The sequence below is a fragment of the Phyllobacterium zundukense genome (genome assembly GCF_002764115.1).
Taxonomy (GTDB): Bacteria; Pseudomonadota; Alphaproteobacteria; order Rhizobiales; family Rhizobiaceae; genus Phyllobacterium; species Phyllobacterium zundukense.
Map to the genome: position 1 here is coordinate 854772 of NZ_CP017940.1, position 19742 is coordinate 874513.

General features: G+C 56.6%; 19 protein-coding genes. 8 read left to right on the forward strand and 11 right to left on the reverse strand.

Annotated features, from left to right (window positions below; all coding sequences use genetic code 11):
- Window positions 1–9: 9 nt before the first annotated feature.
- From uvrB to BLM14_RS04190, 5 genes are all read right to left on the reverse strand, one after another.
- Window positions 10–2826, reverse strand: a complete 2817-nt coding sequence (gene uvrB / locus BLM14_RS04170) for an excinuclease ABC subunit UvrB (RefSeq protein WP_099998224.1) — start codon at window positions 2824–2826, stop codon at window positions 10–12.
- 104 nt (window positions 2827–2930) lie between these two features.
- Window positions 2931–3902 (reverse strand): HNH endonuclease, encoded by a 972-nt coding sequence (locus BLM14_RS04175; RefSeq protein WP_099998225.1) that lies wholly within the window; start codon window positions 3900–3902, stop codon window positions 2931–2933.
- An 85-nt stretch (window positions 3903–3987) separates the two neighbouring features.
- Window positions 3988–4245: a SemiSWEET family sugar transporter gene (locus tag BLM14_RS04180; RefSeq protein ID WP_237143455.1), complete on the reverse strand. Its 258-nt coding sequence runs from the start codon at window positions 4243–4245 to the stop codon at window positions 3988–3990.
- A 124-nt stretch (window positions 4246–4369) separates the two neighbouring features.
- Window positions 4370–5539: an alpha/beta hydrolase gene (locus tag BLM14_RS04185; protein WP_099998227.1), complete on the reverse strand. Its 1170-nt coding sequence runs from the start codon at window positions 5537–5539 to the stop codon at window positions 4370–4372.
- Between the two features lie 146 nt (window positions 5540–5685).
- On the reverse strand, window positions 5686–6882 hold the full coding sequence (locus tag BLM14_RS04190) for a mandelate racemase/muconate lactonizing enzyme family protein (RefSeq protein ID WP_099998228.1): 1197 nt from the start codon (window positions 6880–6882) through the stop codon (window positions 5686–5688).
- 244 nt (window positions 6883–7126) lie between these two features.
- Between BLM14_RS04190 and BLM14_RS04195 the strand changes: the two genes are divergently transcribed.
- Window positions 7127–7468, forward strand: a complete 342-nt coding sequence (locus BLM14_RS04195) for an acyl-CoA thioesterase (protein WP_162293186.1) — start codon at window positions 7127–7129, stop codon at window positions 7466–7468.
- Between the two features lie 5 nt (window positions 7469–7473).
- Here the strand turns inward: BLM14_RS04195 and BLM14_RS04200 are convergent, their stop codons facing one another.
- Entirely contained in the window at window positions 7474–7896 is a 423-nt protein-coding gene (locus tag BLM14_RS04200) for a VOC family protein (protein ID WP_099998230.1), read from the reverse strand.
- Between the two features lie 304 nt (window positions 7897–8200).
- Here BLM14_RS04200 and BLM14_RS04205 point away from each other — a divergent pair, with 304 nt between their 5' ends.
- Window positions 8201–9391, forward strand: a complete 1191-nt coding sequence (locus tag BLM14_RS04205; RefSeq protein WP_100001029.1) for a low temperature requirement protein A — start codon at window positions 8201–8203, stop codon at window positions 9389–9391.
- Between the two features lie 4 nt (window positions 9392–9395).
- Here BLM14_RS04205 and BLM14_RS32520 read toward each other — a convergent pair whose 3' ends face one another.
- On the reverse strand, window positions 9396–10388 hold the full coding sequence (locus tag BLM14_RS32520; protein WP_099998231.1) for an extensin-like domain-containing protein: 993 nt from the start codon (window positions 10386–10388) through the stop codon (window positions 9396–9398).
- Window positions 10389–10592: 204 nt separating this feature from the next.
- On the opposite strand from BLM14_RS32520, the gene BLM14_RS04215 reads away from it, so the two are divergent.
- Entirely contained in the window at window positions 10593–10943 is a 351-nt protein-coding gene (locus BLM14_RS04215) for a DMT family protein (RefSeq protein WP_099998232.1), read from the forward strand.
- On the opposite strand, the gene BLM14_RS04220 is transcribed toward BLM14_RS04215, so the two are convergent.
- Both BLM14_RS04220 and BLM14_RS04225 read right to left on the reverse strand, forming a co-directional pair.
- A complete protein-coding gene (locus tag BLM14_RS04220; protein WP_099998233.1) occupies window positions 10933–11823 on the reverse strand; it encodes a DMT family transporter in 891 nt (296 codons plus the stop codon). The genes BLM14_RS04215 and BLM14_RS04220 overlap by 11 nt on opposite strands.
- 103 nt (window positions 11824–11926) lie before the next feature.
- The gene (locus BLM14_RS04225; protein ID WP_100001030.1) at window positions 11927–13075 is read right to left on the reverse strand and encodes a PQQ-dependent sugar dehydrogenase; all 1149 of its coding nucleotides are present in this window, start codon (window positions 13073–13075) and stop codon (window positions 11927–11929) included.
- Between the two features lie 285 nt (window positions 13076–13360).
- Here BLM14_RS04225 and greA point away from each other — a divergent pair, with 285 nt between their 5' ends.
- The 3 genes from greA to BLM14_RS04240 are packed head-to-tail and all read left to right on the forward strand — an operon-like array spanning window position 13361 to window position 15631.
- Window positions 13361–13834 (forward strand): transcription elongation factor GreA, encoded by a 474-nt coding sequence (gene greA / locus BLM14_RS04230; RefSeq protein ID WP_099998234.1) that lies wholly within the window; start codon window positions 13361–13363, stop codon window positions 13832–13834.
- 19 nt (window positions 13835–13853) lie between these two features.
- Entirely contained in the window at window positions 13854–14903 is a 1050-nt protein-coding gene (locus tag BLM14_RS04235) for a glycosyltransferase family 4 protein (RefSeq protein ID WP_204251989.1), read from the forward strand.
- Entirely contained in the window at window positions 14900–15631 is a 732-nt protein-coding gene (locus BLM14_RS04240; protein WP_099998236.1) for a glycosyltransferase family 25 protein, read from the forward strand. The genes BLM14_RS04235 and BLM14_RS04240 overlap by 4 nt, the downstream gene beginning before the upstream one ends.
- Here BLM14_RS04240 and BLM14_RS04245 read toward each other — a convergent pair.
- Window positions 15628–16098, reverse strand: a complete 471-nt coding sequence (locus BLM14_RS04245) for an Lrp/AsnC family transcriptional regulator (protein ID WP_099998237.1) — start codon at window positions 16096–16098, stop codon at window positions 15628–15630. The two genes, BLM14_RS04240 and BLM14_RS04245, sit on opposite strands and share 4 nt — an antisense overlap.
- Window positions 16099–16455: 357 nt before the next feature.
- Here BLM14_RS04245 and trxB point away from each other — a divergent pair, with 357 nt between their 5' ends.
- Together trxB and BLM14_RS04255 are read left to right on the forward strand one after the other, a co-directional pair.
- Entirely contained in the window at window positions 16456–17430 is a 975-nt protein-coding gene (trxB, locus tag BLM14_RS04250; protein ID WP_099998238.1) for a thioredoxin-disulfide reductase, read from the forward strand.
- Window positions 17431–17489: 59 nt separating this feature from the next.
- Window positions 17490–18386 (forward strand): LysR family transcriptional regulator, encoded by an 897-nt coding sequence (locus BLM14_RS04255; RefSeq protein WP_099998239.1) that lies wholly within the window; start codon window positions 17490–17492, stop codon window positions 18384–18386.
- A 334-nt stretch (window positions 18387–18720) separates the two neighbouring features.
- On the opposite strand, the gene msrP is transcribed toward BLM14_RS04255, so the two are convergent.
- Window positions 18721–19701, reverse strand: coding sequence for a protein-methionine-sulfoxide reductase catalytic subunit MsrP (gene msrP, locus BLM14_RS04260; RefSeq protein WP_099998240.1), 981 nt, complete (start codon window positions 19699–19701; stop codon window positions 18721–18723).
- Window positions 19702–19742 lie beyond the last annotated feature (41 nt).

Genomic DNA, 19742 nt, shown 5'->3' on the forward strand with positions numbered 1-19742 from the left:
ATCCGAAAGCTACCGCCCAGGACGTCCCGTCTTGCCGGGCCGGCGCTTCTTTCGATCAGATGCTTCTTCATATGAACCAGCACCGGTCCGTTCACGGCGGATGATCGTTTGATCGTTCCGGTTCGTGCCGGTAAAGGCCGGCTTTTCGGGCACATTGCCGATAACAGGTTTTTCCGTGCGTCCGACCGTCATCTCATCGAGCGAATTCTTGCGGAACGCACCCGGTCCAAGCGGACGGGTGGTGTCGCCGCCCATCTCGTCGAGATGCGGTTTGCGGAATCGCGCGGAATCCTTGTCGTTCTCGTCGATCACCACACGATGCATGGCGCGGCCAGCATTGTGCCTGCCCTTGGTACGACCCGTGACCGGGCTTTCCATCTCGACTTCCCGCGCCATCGGATCGTCCGAGATAGCCAATTCCATCTCGCGCAGACGCTTGATCTCATCGCGCAAACGAGCCGCGACCTCGAAATCGAGATCATCTGCGGCGTCGCGCATCTGCTTCATCAGATGTTCAAGATGCGCCTTGAGATTATTGCCCATCATTGCGCCGGATTCGGCAAAATCGGAAATATCGGCGCGAACGTGGTCGCGTTCGTAGACGCTGTTGAGAATATCGCCGATGTTCTTCTTGATGCTGGCGGGCGTGATGCCGTGTTCGGTGTTGTAAGCCTCCTGTTTCTCGCGGCGGCGATTGGTTTCCGCCATCGCCCGCTCCATCGAACCCGTGACATGATCGGCATAAAGGATGACCTTGCCGTCCACATTGCGCGCCGCCCGGCCAATAGTCTGGATCAATGAGGTTTCAGAACGCAGGAAGCCTTCCTTGTCCGCATCGAGAATGGCGACAAAGCCGCACTCCGGAATATCGAGACCCTCACGCAGCAGGTTGATACCGACAAGCACATCGAATGCGCCAAGGCGCAAATCACGCAGAATCTCGATCCGCTCCAGCGTGTCGATGTCGGAATGCATGTAGCGAACCCGGATACCCTGTTCGTGCAGATATTCGGTCAAGTCTTCGGCCATGCGCTTGGTGAGAACCGTGACAAGCGTGCGATAGCCCTTTGCAGAGGTTTCGCGGATTTCACCGAGGACGTCGTCGACCTGCGATTTCGCCGGGCGCACTTCGACGGGCGGATCGATGAGACCAGTCGGCCGGATGACCTGTTCGGCGAAGACGCCGTCGGACTCTTCCATTTCCCATTTGCTGGGGGTCGCCGAAACCGCAACAGTCTGCGGCCGCATGGCGTCCCATTCCTCGAACCGCAATGGACGATTGTCCATGCAGGAGGGCAGGCGAAATCCGTACTCGGCCAACGTTGCCTTACGACGGAAGTCGCCCTTGTACATGGCGCCGATCTGCGGAACCGTGACATGGCTCTCATCGATGAAGACGAGGGCGTTGTCAGGAATATATTCGAACAGCGTGGGCGGTGGCTCGCCGGGCTTGCGGCCTGTCAGATAGCGTGAATAATTTTCGATGCCGGCACAGGAACCCGTGGCCTCCAGCATTTCCAGATCGAAGGTGCAGCGCTGTTCGAGCCGCTGCGCTTCGAGCAACCGTCCGGCAGCGTTCAGTTCGACGAGGCGGTGTTTCAACTCTTCCTTGATCGACTTGATGGCCTGGTTGAGCGTCGGTCGCGGCGTCACATAGTGCGAGTTGGCATAGATCTTCACCGAGCGCAGGTCGCCGGTCTTCTGGCCCGTGAGCGGATCAAACTCCGTGATTGCTTCGATCTCGTCGCCGAACATGGAAATGCGCCAGGCGCGGTCTTCCAGATGGGCGGGAAAGAGCTCGATCGTGTCGCCGCGCACCCGGAACGAACCGCGGGTGAAATCCATTTCGCGGCGCTTGTACTGCTGCGCCACCAGATCGGCGAGCAGGGCGCGCTGGTCCAGACGGTCGCCGATCTTCATTTCGAAGGTCATGGCCGTATAGGTTTCGACTGAACCGATACCGTAGATGCACGATACCGAGGCGACGATGATCACATCGTCGCGCTCCAGCAGCGAGCGGGTGGCTGAGTGGCGCATCCGGTCGATCTGTTCATTGACCGACGATTCCTTCTCGATGTAGGTGTCGGAGCGCGGCACATAGGCTTCCGGCTGGTAATAATCGTAATAGGAAACGAAATATTCCACGGCATTGTTGGGGAAGAACGATTTAAACTCGCCGTAAAGCTGGGCCGCCAGTGTCTTGTTCGGTGCAAGGATCAAGGCCGGGCGTTGCGTTTCCTCGATCACCTTGGCCATGGTGAAGGTCTTGCCGGAACCGGTGACACCAAGCAGAACCTGCGTCTTGTCATCCTCTTTGACGCCTTCAACGAGATCGCGAATTGCAGTTGGCTGGTCACCGGAAGGTGTGAATTCGGTTTCCATCCGTATCTGGATACCGCCTTCGGATTTCTCGGGACGGGCAGGCCGATGCGGCTGCCAGGCGGTTCCATTCTTGAATAATGGATTGCCGCTTTCGATCAGCGCCGAGAGGGCTGCAACCGTGGCCGTCGCCCCACCGGGCATGATGCTGCCTGCGTCTTCCAATCCGATATCGAGCCCAGCTACGGGATTAAGACCCGCAGCGGCCCGTGTCTTCGGATCGGTCGACCCGCCAATAGAAGTGCCACGTGAGGTCCGCGATGCAGTCGACTGCTTGCTTGCCGTTTTCTTGGCCTTGGCAACCTTCGGTTGGGTGGTTTTTGCCGTTGCTTCGGTAATCTGGTTTGCCCAATCACTAATGGAACCGGACAGCGGTGTGCCTTCCAGTTCAGCTTGGGGTGCTTCGCCAAAACCGTCTGTATTATATTTGTCAGGAGATTTAACCATAGGTTGAATATGGTGGGAGTCCGGCAAAATGGAAAGAGTTGAGTTTTGAAAAGTCGATCATCCGGACAGGCTCCTGACATAGTGTTGTCAGGAGGTGCGCCCTATCAAGCAGTTGGATGGCTGTGCACGAAACGCTGGAATATTTGCTCGCGATGATAACGCAAAAACTCGGGATGAGGGCGATGGCTGTCGTTTTCCGGCAGATTTATTTGTCCTGATTCATTCAGCAGACTATCGATCCGGGGCTGGAAACAGTGACGCGATTTCAGGATTCGGTAATCGGTATCAATCGAGATAAGTCCCTTGTCGAACATCCAGTGAAGACATCGCGAAAGCGCGATGCCATTGCTTGCCGAATCTGGCCCGCCTGCCTCGACAGGCATTATGTGCGCGCATTCCACTTCGAAAGTACCATCAGGGGCCTGCATCGAGATCCCGGTCATCGCGCATTCCATGTCATAGGCCTCGCCGACCATCTGTCGGAAAGCCCGGTCGCGCAGAGAACGCGATGTCAATATCCGCGTGCGCTCCGACGTGGCGGGTGGATCTTCAGAGAAGCCCCACGATGATATCGGGGAAGGCGGCGTCTCTTCATCTGGCAAGACCGTCTGGAGGCCCGCTTCCATGATCCGCCTGAAAACCCCATCAGATATTGCTCGCACGGACTGCTGTGCCAGCGAGGCATTCACAGAACCATCGCTCTCCTTCATATCCTGTTCGAAATAAGGGTTGGCCAGAAAAGCATCGCGCACGCTGAAGGGCACGGGTGTGGGAAACTCAATGTACTGATGAAGGGATGCATTGAGGTAACCCGGCCAGTCATCGGCGGCATGAATCGCCATCACACGCGCAGCCGCGAAATACCCGGCCGGACGAATTTTACGTTTTCCAGCCCGCGGCATGGGTTGATAGTAGATAATCCAGTCGCCTAGCGTGTCCCGAACGATGTGCTGGTATTTATCGTTGAAGCGGAAGCGGAGTTCGAGGCACTGACTATCGTATTCTCTCGATTTAATATGAAAGATTGCTGGCACGCTGCTTAGATCCTGCTGCTGAAACAAAGGTTGTTTCAGCATGGCGATGGCCGGATTGAAGCGAAACGCATTCGGAATTGTATTTTCAGGATCTGCTCAATCTGCGATGGCAAGGCGCGGAGCCTTGTCAGCCATAGCGCAGTTTAAGGCCTAGGATCGTGAGGATCAGCAGAAGTGTTACCCCGTTCGCGGCCATGACTGGCCAGGAACTAATCATCATTCCATAGACCAACCAGAGGAAAACACCCAAAACGAGCGAGACATTGGTTACGAGCGAAATACTTGCTGTATCCCGATGCCGGACAATCCTGATGATCTGCGGGATCCAGCACAGGGTGGTAATCACGGCGGCAAGGCTGCCGATAAGCTCGATATGGAGAGGCACGGATCGATCTTTCAAAAGGGGGAGGAATGCAATTGATATATGAGCAGATTCTTCTGAAAAATACAGCGGAATCATGACACAAAGTTACTGCGCGACAAATTTATTTTTTGCGCGTTCTTGCGCGCTATCGCATGGCACCCAGAAGCCGGGCAGGAAGGTAAATTACGAGAGAAGCTGCACCGGAAATAGCAGATGTTCCGTCGGCCAGGATCGCTTGCCCGGTCGGGGTCTCGTCGCCCTCAAGTATTCTTTCCGATAGCTGCCCGCTGCGGGACATTGCCATAAGTGTTGGAGAGCTTGCGAAGACGCCATGCGACCCGCCATCGAGTTCCGACGCGTCCAGAACCAGAATGCCGAGCTTCTGCAGCATGGGGATGCTTGAACCGTCGCCGACACGTGCGTGGCCGCCGGTAATGCGGCCCGATACGTTCAATGCGCGGTCCGCACGCGATACGAGGACGACAAACGGTCTTGGCAGTTCGCCAATATCCGCGACTTGCGACTGGAACACGTCGACATCGATATCGGGTGCCGCGAGCATCACTCCGGACAAGTGGCGGAGCACGTCGCGGTGGCCGGTTTCTGCGAGTTTGGTGAGCGCTTCCATGACGGCAAACGAGCCCATCGAATGGCCGACGAGCAAGGTCCTGGTGGCTTTTGTCCTGGCAATGAGCTGCAATAGTTCGGCCAGCCCCTCCCGGCCATAAGTCGCACTGTCGCGGTCATAGACATAGAGCCCCACAGCACCGGCCGATGGCCAGGAATAATGGACCGCGACGGCGGGAAGGCCGTAATCATGGGCGATTTGAGCTTGGCGAAAGACACCGTCGGCAAAGTTGTTATTATAGCCGTGGACAAAGATGAAAATCTCACGCTTGTCGGCAGGGCGCCTTGCAAGTTCTGCATTGATCCTGTCGACGAAGATTTGACCGTTGTCGTAAGGCTGGAAAGTGGTTGCTGCAAAATGCCGGGCCGGATTTGGCTTGCTACTGGATTTTTCCACTTCGCCGTTCTTGTGATTGGGCGGAATGCCGATGTCGACGCGGGCGAAATTCAGGGTCGACGAGCGTTTCGACGAGTAGGGCTGGGAGAGGTCGTCCGAGCGCTCACGGCTGGTCGCAACGAAAACAGGTACGACCGCTTTCGGGCCGGTCTTGTCATTGACAACAGGTGCTGGCACTGCAGCATTGGCCTTGATGACGTTGCGTGCATCGAGACCAAGAACGGCGCGCCCGCCACAACCGGCAAGCATGAGCATGACAAGCAAAAATGCCGACAAGCGCGAAACAGTCATGACCTCAACTCCGATCCGCAGTCGCGCGAGTTAGAAACAGCATTCAGCCTGGCGCTGCAACCCAAAAGCGATCACCAGCCGCGCCTCAAATACCCGATAGCCTAGGCTCGTGACAATTTTCCAACACTTGCCACGTGCCGAGCCTATCAGACAATCAGCGGATCGCTTCCCATGTTGAGATGGAGTTCATGCCCATCGTATGCGTTGGCTTCTGCAACCGTTTCATTCAATTCCACGCCAAGACCGGGTTCCGACGATGGAATGACGTAACCGTTTTCCCACTGGATCGGCTTCTTCAGGATGTCGGCGTGGAAGCCGCCGAAGGCCTGAATACATTCGAGAATAAGGAAGTTCGGACTGCACGTTGATATCTGGATGTTGGCTGCACCGACGATAGGGCCGCAATAGAGATGCGGCGCGATCTGTGCGTGAAAGGTCTCTGCCATTCCGGCAATCTTCTTGGCCTCAAGAATGCCGCCGACGCGGCCAAGATTCATCTGCAAGATGTTTGCTGCCCTGTTCACCAGCAACCGCTGAAACTCATACTTGGTCGTCAGGCGCTCGCCGGCAGCGATGGGAATGGACGTATGCTGCTGCACATAGCCCATATTCTCCGGCATGTCCGGCGGTACCGGCTCTTCCAGCCAGAGCGGATCATAGGGCTCGAGCCGCTTTGCCAGCCGCACGGCGCTGGTCGGTGTCATCTGGCCATGGGTGCCAAACAACAGATCGGCCTTGGAACCAACGGCCTCGCGCACGAGACGAACGAATTTCTCGCCAAGATCGAGCTGCTCAAGCGAAAGCTGCCGGGGATCAAACGAAGTGTAGGGAGCAACCGGATCGAACTTAACCGCGGTATAGCCCTGCGCGACATATTCGGCCGCGCGCTCGGCCGAGGCTTCAGCGTTCCAGTAGATGGCGGACGTCTCTCCAAGTTCCGGCTTCGGGTAGAGATAGGTGTAGCTGCGCAAGCGCTGATGCACCATGCCGCCGAGCAGTTCGTAGACCGGCTTGTCCGCTTCCTTGCCGATAATATCCCAGCAGGCCATTTCCAGCGCTGAAACCGCGCCCATGATCGTCACGTCCGGACGCTGGGTGAAACCTCCGGAATAGGAGCGGCGGAAAAATCGCTCGATATGATGCGGGTCTTCGCCGATGAGCCAGCGCTCGGCGACATCTTCAATGACCTTGCGCATGATTTGCGGACTTACGGTCGAATTATAGGCTTCGCCATAGCCAACTACACCGGAATCGGTCGTGAGTTTGACAAAGAGGAACCAGGTGCCGCCAAAGGAAGGCGGTGGATTGCCGACCACGAAGGTTTTGACATCGGTTACTTTCATGGCTTACTCCTGACGTTCGCTGCTAGAGAGAGACTAGGCCACAGCCGGAGTATTCCTGAAACCGCGCAACGACCCGCTATGTCGGGTTTCCGACAGTTCTCGCACGTGCCCCCTTTTCAATCCCGCTGTCGCACCGCATCATTGGCCGAACCGCAATCATTGGCCGAACCGCAATCATTGATGGAGACTGCAATTGACCGAAGAGACGAAGCCGATTGGCGAATTGACCCTGCGTACGCTCGCAATGCCGGCTGACGCCAACGCGGCAGGCGATATTTTCGGTGGCTGGGTCATGGCGCAGATGGATTTGTCCTGCGGCATACGGGCGGCGGAACGGGCGAGGGGACGCGTGGTGACGGCAGCGGTGAAGGAAATGGCCTTCGCCAAGCCCGTCAAGATTGGCGATACGCTGTGCGTCTACACCCATATCGCCCATGTCGGCCGTACGTCGATTACACTGAAGGTCGAGGCCTGGGCGCAGCGGTATCTCTCGGATTTGATGGAGCTGGTCACCCACGCCGATTTCGTCATGGTCGCGCTCGACAAGAGCGGCAAGCCGACGCCGGTGCCCGCGACCAGGTCCTGACCCTACTAACTCTGACTGCCGATCATATATTTGTCCCAGAACCCGGCCTCCGCTTCGGTCTGTTCGACAATGTCGATCCACAGGCCAGAAGGATCATGGAAACCGAAACGGCGTTGGCCGAAAGGCTCGTCTATCAAAGGATATTCGATCTTGAGGCCGGTGGCGCCGATCGTTTCAAATGCTGCCTTGGCGTCCTCAACCTGAAGTTCGAAACACATGCCCTTTCCGCTGAAATTATCAGGGCCGGGCGGGGCGGATGGATGGTCGGGGGTCATGAAGGCGATCGACGCCGATTGATCCTCCGTCGTCAGCCAGGAGATCCAGGTGCTGTCGAAGCCGCTGAAAAAGCCCAAATGCCGGATCCAGAAATCGCGACAGGCCTCCTTTCGATTGGTGACGATGATCGGATAGCGGTCAGTGAAACGCATGGTGTCCTCCCGGGATTACGAATCCTCGCATTAAACAAGCATCGAAAAGCCGGTGGCAAGTAGCGTTTGTCAGGAGGCTGAAATAGGAATATGTTCTCAGATGAGAACTTTCAGTTGGAAAATTGCAGCTACGGCAATCAAGACCTGAGCGGCTTTTGACATGGGCCTTGGATGCAGCGAGTATCGACCAAGCTCCTGTTCCATCTCAGGAAAAAAGCATTTCCACTTCTGTGAAAAGCGTTTCATATTTGACCAAAACCATTCCATTTTAGGCAGAAAGCGTTTGAGAAATTGGGGCAAGAAAGTGGCATTTTTCGGAGCAATTCAAGACTACTCACGCAGGCGCGGTGAGATCGACAGCGCGAAAGTCGACTTCGTCGAGCTGTTTTTCGACCTCGTTTTCGTCTTCGCCATCACACAGATATCGCATTTGCTGCTCCACGATCTGAGCCTCAAGGGGCTTGCCGAGAGTGCCTTGCTGCTCGCAGCGATCTGGTGGGTCTGGGTCTATACGATGTGGTGCACCAATTGGCTCGATCCGGCCACCCCGCCAGTGCGGATCATGCTGTTCGTGCTGATGCTGGCCGGACTGGTGCTTTCCACTTCAATTCCGACCGCATTCGGCGAACGGGGATTGGTATTCGCGTGTGCCTTCGTTTTTATGCAACTTGGCCGATCGATCTTCATGATCTGGGCGTTGCGTCACCACAATCGCGCCAATTACCGGAATTTCCTGCGGATCACGATCTGGCTCGCCATTTCGGGTTCGTTTTGGGTTGCCGGCGGTTTTGCCGAGCCGGAAAGCCGGCTCTTCCTTTGGCCCATCGCTTTGGCAATTGAATTGCTGGGGCCTGCGTTCGGTTTCTGGCTGCCGGGTCTGGGCGCGTCGTCGACAGGCGATTGGGATGTGGATGGCAACCATATGGCGGAGCGAGCCGCGCTGTTCATCATTATCGCGTTGGGGGAGTCGATTCTTGTTTCAGGCGCTACTTTTGCCGATCAGGAGTGGAATTTCATCGCCTTTTCTGCATTCCTGACGACCTTCGTTGCCTCGGTCGCCATGTGGCTGGTTTATTTCAACGTCGGTCAATCGGCAGCCCACCACAAGATCGCGGCTACCGATGATCCCGGCAGGATTGCGCGCGTGGCCTATACTTATGTCCACGTTCTGCTTGTGGCCGGTATTATCGTCGTCGCCGTCTCGGATGAGCTCATTCTCGCACACCCGACAGGTCATTCGGATGCTGCCACGATCTGGACCTCGATTGGCGGAACCGCGCTTTATCTCGCCGGGAATCTGCTATTCAAACGCTATATCGCCGGTAGAGTGCCGCTCTCTCACCTGGTCGGCCTGGGGCTATGTGCAGTTCTGACCTTCTTTGCTGCAAACCTGTCGCCGCTCATGCTTGGTGCGTCGACGAGCGGCATTTTGATCATTGTCACGATCTGGGAGTATTTCGGTCAGGCTGAGGCAGATCATCCGGTCAAAACCTGACTGTCTAGCGGCAGGCGCGGTGGCCGCTTCGGCGTTGCATCAGGTCGAAATGGAAATGATCACGGTGGAACCGGTCATAGCCCGGACCGAGAACCGTTGTGAAATAATCGCAAGCGTCAGAGCGAACGGTATTCAAGAGGCCCCGTTGACGAAAGGCAAAGAAGCCGGGTTTCTGCACCTTGATATCACGGCCATTGTTGAGCGTAATTTTGGCAATGTCGAGTGCGTTGCCCTTGGAATGTTCGGACATGGCCCTGCCGCGCTGATTGCTCATGGTGCGGCAGGAATAACTCGATGCCTGATGAATCGTATTGATCCCCGAGAGGTAGCGCAGCCGAGTCGAAGGCGAGAGATCGCCCTTGACCCAGCGCGCGAAGGCAAGCGTCATCTGGCAGTTTAATGTTGCGCTCGGCTTCAGTTTGATCCGTCCGCTCGAAAATCCGCTAACCGTGAGCGGGTGATCGATCCGGCAAACGCCGCCGTCATTGATGGGTTCGCGTTCCTGGAAGACGACGCCAAGCCGTTTCAGCTGGGTGCGACAGGCGACCTCGCTTCCTGACATGGCCACGGCACTTTCACCGCGGGCAATGGGATCGCGAATACCCCCGGGATAGCCATAGCTTTCGGCATCATCGGAGGCCGGCTCCGATTCCGGCAGGGAGTAGGGTTTCGGCTCGGCGACCTGCGGGGCGTCCGGCACGACAAGTGTATCCGGCTGCTGTCCGGCGTCCGGCACAGATAGCACCTCGGGCTCCTGCACGGCGAACTCGCCTGATTGCGGGTTGGATAACTGCTCAGTTGCCTCACTCGCTACTTGCTGGCTCTCCTCGCTCGCCAGCGATTGATCGGCCACGGGGGTATCCGTGCCATTACCCACATCGGCCATTGGACGCCTCACATCGCCCATGCCGCAAGCACTGAGCGCCATGCAGCTGCACAGAGCCAGAATGGTTGAAACGCGCTTCAAGTTCATAGCGGACGACAACGCAAAACTCATGTCACCACATCCCGTTTGCCCGATACGCAGGCGGATGCAGCTAAAAATAGAGACAAATTGTAAAGGAAAGGTCAGTGCGACAATTAACGCCTGCGTCGGGAATGTGGCGGCATTTTCTATTGAAGTGGCTTGATTTTGCTGCATTCAACGATGCAATTAGTGCACTGCACAACAAGCCTCTCCTTTCCTCCCGAAAGAACCATCATGCCAACCTTCTTATCGCCTTCCATCCTGCCGATCATATTTCTTATTGCGTCCAACGTGTTCATGACTTTCGCCTGGTACGGGCATTTGAAATATCCGGCGGCGGCGCTCACGCCAGTTGTCTTCATCAGCTGGGGTATCGCGCTGGTGGAATATTGGTTCGCCGTTCCGGCAAATCGCATCGGGCATGCGGTCTATTCGACGGCGGAACTCAAGACCATGCAGGAAGTGATCACGCTGGTTGTTTTCAGCCTGTTCTCGGTGTTTTACCTGAAGGAATCATTCACCTGGCAGCATGTGGCCGGTTTCATTCTGATTGCCGGCGGCGCGACGCTGATCTTCAAGGCTTGACTTCGGCACGACTTCGAAGAGCCGGAATAAGCTCAACCGTAATCATTGCGATGAAGATGAGCGCGCAGCCGGTCGCTCCCTGAAGTGACATGCGCTCTCCCAGCATAAGCGCGCCGAAAAGAGCCGCGAACAACGCTTCGGAAGACAGCATGATGGCCGCCTGCGGCGCAGTTGTGAAGCGCTGACCAACGGCCTGCAGTGTGAAAGCGATGCCGGACGAGATGATCCCGGCAAAGAGAATTTCCGGTGCAGCGGCGATAATCGAAAAAAGTTCGGTGCGTTCTGTTCCAAGGGTCACGATGAAGCCAAGCACAGCGCATACAGCAAACTGTACAAGTGAAAGCATGATCGGCCTGCCGTTATTTGCGGCAATGCGATTGATGAAGATGATCTGCAATGCCCAGAAGACAGCGCATGCAACGATCAGCCAATCGCCAGTCGTCAGTCCTTCCAGGAGTCCCCCTGATAGGAGATAAATGCCGGCAAGTGCGGTCAGCGCGCAAGGCCACACGACAGGATGTGGCCATTGCCAGAAAAGCAGGACAGCGAGGAACGGCACCATGACCACATAGAGCCCGGTCAGGAAGCCGGCATTTGTGACAGACGTTGTCTGCATGCCGATCTGCTGGAGCGCTGCCCCTGCAAAAAGCATCAACCCGATGACGGCAAAGCCGAAATAGTCGGAATGCGAGAGCTTCTTCGGGGCTGCCTTTGCTTCGCGGATCGCAAGTGGCGTTACGGTAAGCACTGCGAGCAAAAAGCGCAGGGTGATGAACATGAAAGGTTCGACACTGTCCATGGCACTCGACTGCGCCACGAAACCCAGGCCCCAGATGGCTCCAGCAGCAAGCAGCAAAATATTGGCACGGCCATGCGTCATGATGATCCCACAGATTCTGCGGTCACCTGAAATCCCGCGACGGGATGTCTACAGATTGCAATTTACGTCGGCAAGAGCATCAGCCAAGAGAGTGCCTTGAACGTCAGGTCTGTGGCGTGCGCGTCAGCCGGATGATTTCCCCGTTGCTGTCATCGGTAAGCAGATAGATCGAGCCATCGCTTGCAACGCGCACATCGCGGATACGCCCAAACTCGCCTTCGAGAAGAAGTTCCTCGCCCTTGATGACGCCTTTCTCGTCGCGGTCCAGTCGTACGAGCATCTGGGATTTCAGTGCCCCGACGAGGAGATCGCCCTTCCACTCCGGAAACATCGGCCCTTCATAAACCGCCAATCCCGAAGGTGCGATCGAGGGATCCCAATAATACAGGGGCTGTTCGTAGCCTTCCGCTGCGGTTCCTATGCCAATTTTCGCGCCGGAGTAATCTCTGCCATAGGTTATGATTGGCCAGCCATAGTTCTTGCCAGCCTGTGGCTGATTGATTTCATCGCCACCCTTGGCGCCGTGCTCGACAGTCCATAGCGATTGGGTGACGGGATCCCAGACCGCGCCTTGCTGGTTGCGGTGTCCCTTGGACCAGATCTCCGGCAAGCCTTTTTTGCCATCAGCGAACGGATTGTCCGCTGGAATGGTACCGTCCGCGTTGATCCGAAGCACGGCACCGGCCCGATCCTTGAAATCCTGGGCCCGCATTTTTTCACCCTCATCACCCATGGTCACGAACAGCTTGCCGTCCGGCGCAAACACAATGCGCGAACCAAAATGATTCGAGCTTTTCGTTTTTTTACTGGCAGGCACCAGCACCTTCACGTCTTCAAGTGAAGCGCTGTTTGCAGAACGAACGAGCTTGGCGCGCGTCAGAACCGTACCGGACCCGCCCTTTCCCGGTTCGCAATAGCTGAAAAAGATCAAGCCGCTTGTGGCGAAATCCGGTGCAAGCGTGACATCGAGAAGACCACCTTCGCCGCCAACGGCGACTTCAGGGACATTGGCAACCGGCTCCGATACTCTGCCGTCCTTGACGATACGTATGGTTCCGCTGCGCTCAGTGACAAGTAGGGCGCCATCAGGAAGGAAAGCCAGCCCCCAGGGATGATCGAGCCCCTCGGCGACTGTCTGCGCTGAAATCCTTACGGCGGTTTCGGTTCTGTAGTCCTTGGCGTGCGCGTTCATGGACGAGGCCAGCAGCGCAACAGACGTGCTCAGGAATGCAATGCTCAAGCTTTTTTTCATTGGAGGCGTTCCCTCATTCGATCCCATGATGACATTTTGCGCATAATCCATGCATCCGTCGTGTCACAGTGACGTGAATGGCTGTTTGATTCCGGTTCAGTCGCCGGTTGCAAGTTGAGTGTTGCGACATTTTCCACTTTGTTCGTGAAATTGCCGGAAACAATGCTATATTAGGGGACGAATGACTGAACGGTTCCGAAGTCTTGAGCTTCGGCGACCGTTTTCTTTTTGTGCCGCGCGGCCTCGTTGGAGCGCTGCTCGACACTGTCTACGAAAGGAGAGGGCATGGAAAAGGTCCCGATGACTCAGGCTGGATTCGACAAGCTCAAGGAAGAATTGCGCTGGCGCCAACAGGAAGAGCGTCCTCGCATTATCGCGGCGATTTCGGAGGCGCGCGCCCATGGCGACCTTTCGGAAAATGCCGAGTATCACGCCGCCAAGGAAGCGCAGAGCCACAATGAGGGCCGCGTCGGCGAGCTCGAGGATTACACCGCTCGTGCAGAGATCATCGATATTTCGAAGCTGTCAGGCGCCACGATCAAATTTGGCGCCACGATCCATTTGATCGACGAGGACACTGAGGAGAAAAGGATCTACCAGATTGTTGGCGATCAGGAAGCTGATCCCAAGGCTGGCCGCATTTCCATTTCTTCGCCGATTGCACGTGCGCTGATCGGCAAGAGCGAAGGTGACACGATTGAAGTCATCGCACCTGGCGGTGCCCGGTCCTACGAAATCATCGGTTTCAGATTCGTTTAACGCGGTGTCGTTTGATACCGTGAGCAACGTCGAGGTGATCGCTCCGAATTTCAAGCGCAAGCTTTCGGGAGTCACCTCGACGATCATTCAACTTATCCCGCTACAGCGGGCGAATGGTCTCAAGATCGTGACAATGGGCCCGGGGTTGCCGGCCGATCTGCCCAGCATCGGATGGGCTTCGCTCCCCCGTCTCTGGTTCAAGCCGAGGACCCGGCCATTCCGTATCTGGCATGCGCGCCGCAACAATGAAATGATCGCCGGCATTTTCATGCGCTCGGTCCTGCGCATGAAACTGAAGCTGCTGTTTACCTCCGCGGCGCAACGCGACCACAAACCCTTCACCAAATGGCTGATCCGGCAAATGAACGCCGTGATTGCAACGAGCGGCAAGTCAGGCAGTTTTCTGAAAGTGCCGCACACGGTGATCATGCACGGTGTCGATACGGAGCTGTTTCACCCGCCACAGGATGACCAGGACAAATTCTCTGCATCGGGGCTTCCGGGGCAGTATCTCGTCGGCTGTTCCGGGCGTATCCGGCCTTCGAAAGGCACTGACCTGTTCGTTGACGCCATGATCAATCTTCTGCCGCGATATCCGCAGTGGACCGCGGTCATGTCCGGCCGGACGACTGCGGAGCACAAGGGCTTTGAACAGGCGCTGCGCGACAAGATTGCACGGGCAGGGCTCGGCGATCGGATTGTGTTCCTGGGTGAGGTGCCGGATGTGCGCCTTTGGTATCGCAGGATGACCCTTTATGTGGCTCCTTCACGCAATGAAGGCTTTGGCCTGACACCGCTCGAGGCGATGGCCTCGCAGACCGCCGTCGTGGCGAGCGACGCGGGTGCCTACGCCGAGATGATCGAGCCCGGAACCGGAACCGTTGTTCCTGCCGGGGATGGCCCTGCGCTCGAAGCGGCGATTGCTCCCTATCTCGCGGATACGGCGATGTGCGAAAGGGCTGGCAGGTCGGGCCTCGCCCATGTCAGGGAAAAGTTCCCGCTGCAAAAAGAGGCCGCCAAGATACTCGAAGTCTATGAGCAGCTGTTTGACGATGGATCACGGCGGTGAAGGTTGCGGCATTCATCATCCATCTCAAGCGCGCTACGAAACGCGGCGAACATGTGCGCCGGTTGATCGGGCGCTTGCCGGTGAACGCGGAGATCATCGACGCGGTGGATGCGCTCGACATGCGCGATGGTGACATCGACGCTGTCTATGCGCGCTCGCTTCACAGCCCCTTTTACCCCTTCAAGTTGCGTGTTTCGGAAGTCGCCTGCTTTCTATCCCACCGCAAAGCCTGGCAAACCATCGTTGATCGCAATCTCGATGCTGGTCTCGTCATCGAGGATGATGTCGATGTGGACGATGCTGCCTTTGCGGTGCAGTTGAGCCAAGCCATCGCTGTCCTGCAACCAGCTGATTATATCCGCTTTCCTCGCTGGCCAAGGGGCGAAAAGGGACCGGAAATTGCCCGGGAAGGCGCCGGCAGCATTATCGAGCCGGAATTGCCGGGACTTGGCATGCAGGCGCAACTTGTCGGGCGCGATGCGGCGATTGCGCTTCTGGCGGCGACGGAGCGGTTCGACCGGCCGGTGGATACGACAATCCAGATGCGTTGGCTGCATCCGGTACGGATCCTGTCAGCACGGCCTATCACCATTCGTGAGATCGATTTCAATCTGGGCGGGACGGTGGTTCAGGACAAGAACAAGACGTTTCTTGACCGGCTTGGCCGGGAAATCCTGCGGCCCTATTACCGGGTGACGCTGTATCTCAATAATCGATTTCGCCGCTAGAGTACCATCAGCGGTTCGTTCTTGACCGACCTGATCGTCAGCGATGTGCGAACGGAGTCGACATTGGGCGTCGATGTCAGTTCCTCGATGACGAAATTCTGGAAGGTGGTGAGGTCACTGGCGACGCAGTGGAGCAGGAAATCGGACTCGCCCGACACCATCCAGGCCCGGCGCACCAGGACCCAGTCTCGCGTTTTCTCGGCGAAGCTTTTCAGATCGGCATCGGATTGCCGGTGCAGGCGGATCATGCAGAACGCCACGATGTCCTGCCCCAGGATCGAACCGTTGAGGATCGCCCTGTAACCCTGAATGACGCCGCTCTCTTCCAGCTTGCGGACACGGCGCAAACAGGGGGGCGCCGAAATACCGACGCGCTCGGCCAGTTCCACATTGGTGATACGGCCATTATCCTGCAGCTGTTTCAGGATCTTCCAGTCGATTGCATCGAGGTCAGCCTTCAAAGGCATATTTTATCCTGTCCCAAGAGAATTGTGGTCACCATAGGCGATTCCCCGCGCTGTGTAATGTATCCCGCGCAGGTTGCAAACAGGTTCGGCATTCACTGTGGCGTGGCTGGCTGATACGAAGAATAGGATGCCCCCGGATCGTAATTTTGACATCTGATGCGTCATAACCGGTTCTGGGAAGCGATACAACGAGCAGGAAACCTCGCAATGCAGCATAGAAGCTGTGGCTAACCGGCCTATGTTATGCACAGACCTTGCAACAAAGGGGGCTGAACCACTACTTTATAGCGATTGAAAGCAAACCCCGGTTCGTGCCACCTATCGTATGTCGAGCTGATATCAATTCAAGGTCTTGTTATGTCACAGCGCCATGTGCCCGTTCTTATCATCGGTTCCGGTCCCGCCGGCTATACGGCGGCGATCTATGCGGCCCGCGCAAACCTGAAGCCGCTCATCGTGGCCGGCCTGCAGCAGGGTGGCCAGCTGATGATCACGACCGACGTGGAAAATTATCCGGGTTATGCCGATACGGTGCAGGGTCCGTGGATGATGGAGCAGATGCGCATCCAGGCCGAGCATGTCGGCGCCGAGATTATTCACGACATCATCACGGAAGTCGATCTGTCCGTCCGGCCGTTCCGTCTCATCGGCGATGGCGGCACACAATATACCTGCGATGCGCTGATCATCGCGACCGGCGCACAGGCGAAATGGCTCGGCATTCCGACTGAACAGGCCTTCATGGGCTTCGGCGTTTCCGCCTGTGCCACATGCGATGGCTTCTTCTATCGCAACAAGGATGTCGTGGTCGTCGGTGGCGGCAATACGGCGGTCGAAGAGGCGCTTTATCTCGCCAATCTGGCAAAATCGGTCACGATCGTGCATCGCCGCGATCAGTTCCGCGCGGAAAAAATCCTGCAGGACCGTCTGTTCCGCAAAGAAAACATCAAGGTTATCTGGGATAAGGCCATTGACGAGATCACCGGCACGGTAGCCAAGTCACCGCTTCCGGCATCGGTATCCGGCGTTCGCCTGAAGAACGTCAAGACCGGCGAAACAACGGAACTGGCCACGGACGGCGTTTTTGTCGCCATTGGCCACGCGCCCGCGGTCGAGCTTTTCAAGGGGAAACTCAAGCACAAGCCGAATGGCTATCTCTGGACCGCGGCAGATTCAACCGCAACAGATGTGCCGGGCGTCTTTGCCGCCGGGGATGTCACGGATGATATCTATCGTCAGGCGGTCACTGCGGCCGGAATGGGGTGCATGGCAGCTCTGGAAGCCGAACGTTGGCTGGCCGCTCAGGAACCAGTGCGTCAAGCTGCTGAATAGCAGCCGCTAGAATGGAGCTGGCCGCGAAATGCGTGGCCGGAACGGGGAGAGACTGCGCGATGTCGCTTGATTGGGACAAGCTGCGAATATTTCATGCTGCTGCGGAGGCGGGGTCGTTCACCCATGCCGCCGAGACGCTGCATCTGTCGCAATCGGCCATTTCCCGTCAGGTCAGTGCGCTTGAGCAGGATGTCGGTGTTCCGCTGTTTCATCGCCATGCCCGCGGACTTATCCTCACCGAGCAGGGCGAAGTGCTGTATCGGACGGCCCATGAAGTCCTGATGAAGCTGGAAAATGTTCGCTCGCGCCTGACCGAGAGCAAGGACAGGCCATCGGGGAAACTGCGTGTAACGACCACAGTTGGCCTTGGTTCTGGCTGGTTGATCGAGCGCGTGCAGGAGTTCATCGAACTCTACCCGGAAGTCCAGTTGCAATTGCTGCTCGACAATGAGGAGCTTGATCTGACGATGCGTCACGCGGATTGTGCCATCCGCCTGCGCCAGCCGCAGCAGCCTGACCTGATCCAGCGGCGGCTCTTTACCGTGCACATGCACGTCTACGCATCGCCCGCCTATATTGCCAAATATGGCAAGATTGAAAGTATCGAAGAGATCGATACCCATCGCATCGTCAGCTTCGGCGAGCCTGCACCGTCCTATCTCACCAATCTCAACTGGCTGGAGGTGATCGGCCGGTCAGATGGCAATTTGCGGCCCGCCGTCCTGCAGATCAACAATCTCCTGTCGATCAAGCGGGCGATCCAGAAGGGCGTCGGCCTCGGCGTTCTGCCGGATTATATGGTGGAGAAGGACTCGACGCTGGTCCGGCTCTTGCCGGAAATGGAATTGCCGTCCTTCGATACGTTCTTCTGTTACCCGGAAGGAATCAAAAACTCTGCGAAATTGCACGTGTTTCGAGATTTCCTTTTCTCCAAAGCGCGTACGTGGTCGTACTAGACTCCTTTTTGGGCCTTTTTCCGAAAAGTTTTTCTTTCCCGTCAGCCCTAAGTCCGCAGCATTGTTTTGTTCAATCGCCCATAATTGGCGTCTGAAATTCCAATATCACGCATGAATTCGCCGCTATGCGTTCGGCGCATGGGTGCAATGCACAATTGGATGTTGCGGGAAAAGGTCAAAGGCCTCATATCCACATCACTTGCCGGTGCGTCTCCTCCTCCCATTTGCGCGCCCGCAAGTGTTCCCCTCTGGAGGTTTTGCTGGAAACAGCATCCTTCAAAACTTAAGGCCGGGCAATTGTCCGGCCTCTTTTCTTTTCAGGGGCAAGTTCATCTCATCGATAAAGCGGTTCGCTTTCCAATCCCTCGTAGAGTGACGCCACCTGTTCGCCATAGCCATTGAACAGCAGGGTCGGAACCGTTTCTCCCGTGTGCAACACACGTTCCTGCGCCTGGCTCCAGCGCGGATGGGCAACCTCCGGGTTAACATTGGCCCAGAAGCCATATTCATTCGATGCAAGGCCTTCCCAGAAGCTTACGGGACGTTCGTCAGTGAATGTGATCTTGCGGATCGACTTCACCGATTTGAAGCCATACTTCCAAGGAAGCGCCAGGCGGATTGGCGCGCCGAATTGATTGAGCAGGGGTTTGCCGTAGACGCCTGTTACGACGAACGCCAATTCATTGACAGCTTCCGCCATTGTCACGCCTTCGACGTAGGGCCAGGTGTAGAGAAAGCCATTCTGCCCGCTCGCCATCGACGGATCGTTGAATGTCTCGAAGCGGATATATTTTGCTGAAGCCATGGGTTTGGCAAACTCGACCAGCTTTGCCAAGGAGAAACCCGTCCATGGCACGGTCATCGACCAGGCTTCGACGCAGCGATGCCGGTAGAGCCTTTCTTCCAGGGGGATTTTTGCCTCCAGGTCTGCAAAGGCAATCGTGAATGGTTTTTCAACCATTCCATCAATCTCGATATCCCATGGATTGGTGATCAATGTCTGCGCTTCAGTCCAGATGTCCTTGCTGCCACCAAACTCATAGAAATTATTGTATTTCGAGCTGATCTCTTCCGGGGTAAGGCTGCGGTCCAGCTTGTAAGCTTCGTTACGCTTTGCCGGATAGAGGGCAGGGTTGCCTGCGGGTTTGCGTTCACCCTCGGCACGCGCCGATTTAGGCAGGGCTGCATAGGCCGTGGCCGCCAGTGTGCCCAAGCCCCAGGCCTTTAGAATCGTCCGTCTGTTGAGAAATGCATCTTCCGGTGTTGCCAAGGCTTCGGAGATTGCCCAGGCGGGCTTTCGGTGGATAGCGACCATGATTATTCCTTGCGAAGAGATTTCGCTGCGAAAATACGCAG

What these genes read in the sequence shown, in the direction of transcription:
- uvrB (WP_099998224.1), bottom strand. Translation starts at nt 2,826, where the DNA reads ATGGTTAAATCTCCTGACAAATATAATACAGACGGTTTTGGCGAAGCA.
- BLM14_RS04175 (WP_099998225.1), bottom strand. Translation starts at nt 3,902, where the DNA reads ATGCTGAAACAACCTTTGTTTCAGCAGCAGGATCTAAGCAGCGTGCCA.
- BLM14_RS04185 (WP_099998227.1), bottom strand. Translation starts at nt 5,539, where the DNA reads ATGACTGTTTCGCGCTTGTCGGCATTTTTGCTTGTCATGCTCATGCTT.
- BLM14_RS04190 (WP_099998228.1), bottom strand. Translation starts at nt 6,882, where the DNA reads ATGAAAGTAACCGATGTCAAAACCTTCGTGGTCGGCAATCCACCGCCT.
- BLM14_RS04195 (WP_162293186.1), top strand. Translation starts at nt 7,127, where the DNA reads ATGCCGGCTGACGCCAACGCGGCAGGCGATATTTTCGGTGGCTGGGTC.
- BLM14_RS04200 (WP_099998230.1), bottom strand. Translation starts at nt 7,896, where the DNA reads ATGCGTTTCACTGACCGCTATCCGATCATCGTCACCAATCGAAAGGAG.
- BLM14_RS32520 (WP_099998231.1), bottom strand. Translation starts at nt 10,388, where the DNA reads ATGAGTTTTGCGTTGTCGTCCGCTATGAACTTGAAGCGCGTTTCAACC.
- BLM14_RS04215 (WP_099998232.1), top strand. Translation starts at nt 10,593, where the DNA reads ATGCCAACCTTCTTATCGCCTTCCATCCTGCCGATCATATTTCTTATT.
- BLM14_RS04220 (WP_099998233.1), bottom strand. Translation starts at nt 11,823, where the DNA reads ATGACGCATGGCCGTGCCAATATTTTGCTGCTTGCTGCTGGAGCCATC.
- BLM14_RS04225 (WP_100001030.1), bottom strand. Translation starts at nt 13,075, where the DNA reads ATGAAAAAAAGCTTGAGCATTGCATTCCTGAGCACGTCTGTTGCGCTG.
- greA (WP_099998234.1), top strand. Translation starts at nt 13,361, where the DNA reads ATGGAAAAGGTCCCGATGACTCAGGCTGGATTCGACAAGCTCAAGGAA.
- BLM14_RS04245 (WP_099998237.1), bottom strand. Translation starts at nt 16,098, where the DNA reads ATGCCTTTGAAGGCTGACCTCGATGCAATCGACTGGAAGATCCTGAAA.
- trxB (WP_099998238.1), top strand. Translation starts at nt 16,456, where the DNA reads ATGTCACAGCGCCATGTGCCCGTTCTTATCATCGGTTCCGGTCCCGCC.
- BLM14_RS04255 (WP_099998239.1), top strand. Translation starts at nt 17,490, where the DNA reads ATGTCGCTTGATTGGGACAAGCTGCGAATATTTCATGCTGCTGCGGAG.
- msrP (WP_099998240.1), bottom strand. Translation starts at nt 19,701, where the DNA reads ATGGTCGCTATCCACCGAAAGCCCGCCTGGGCAATCTCCGAAGCCTTG.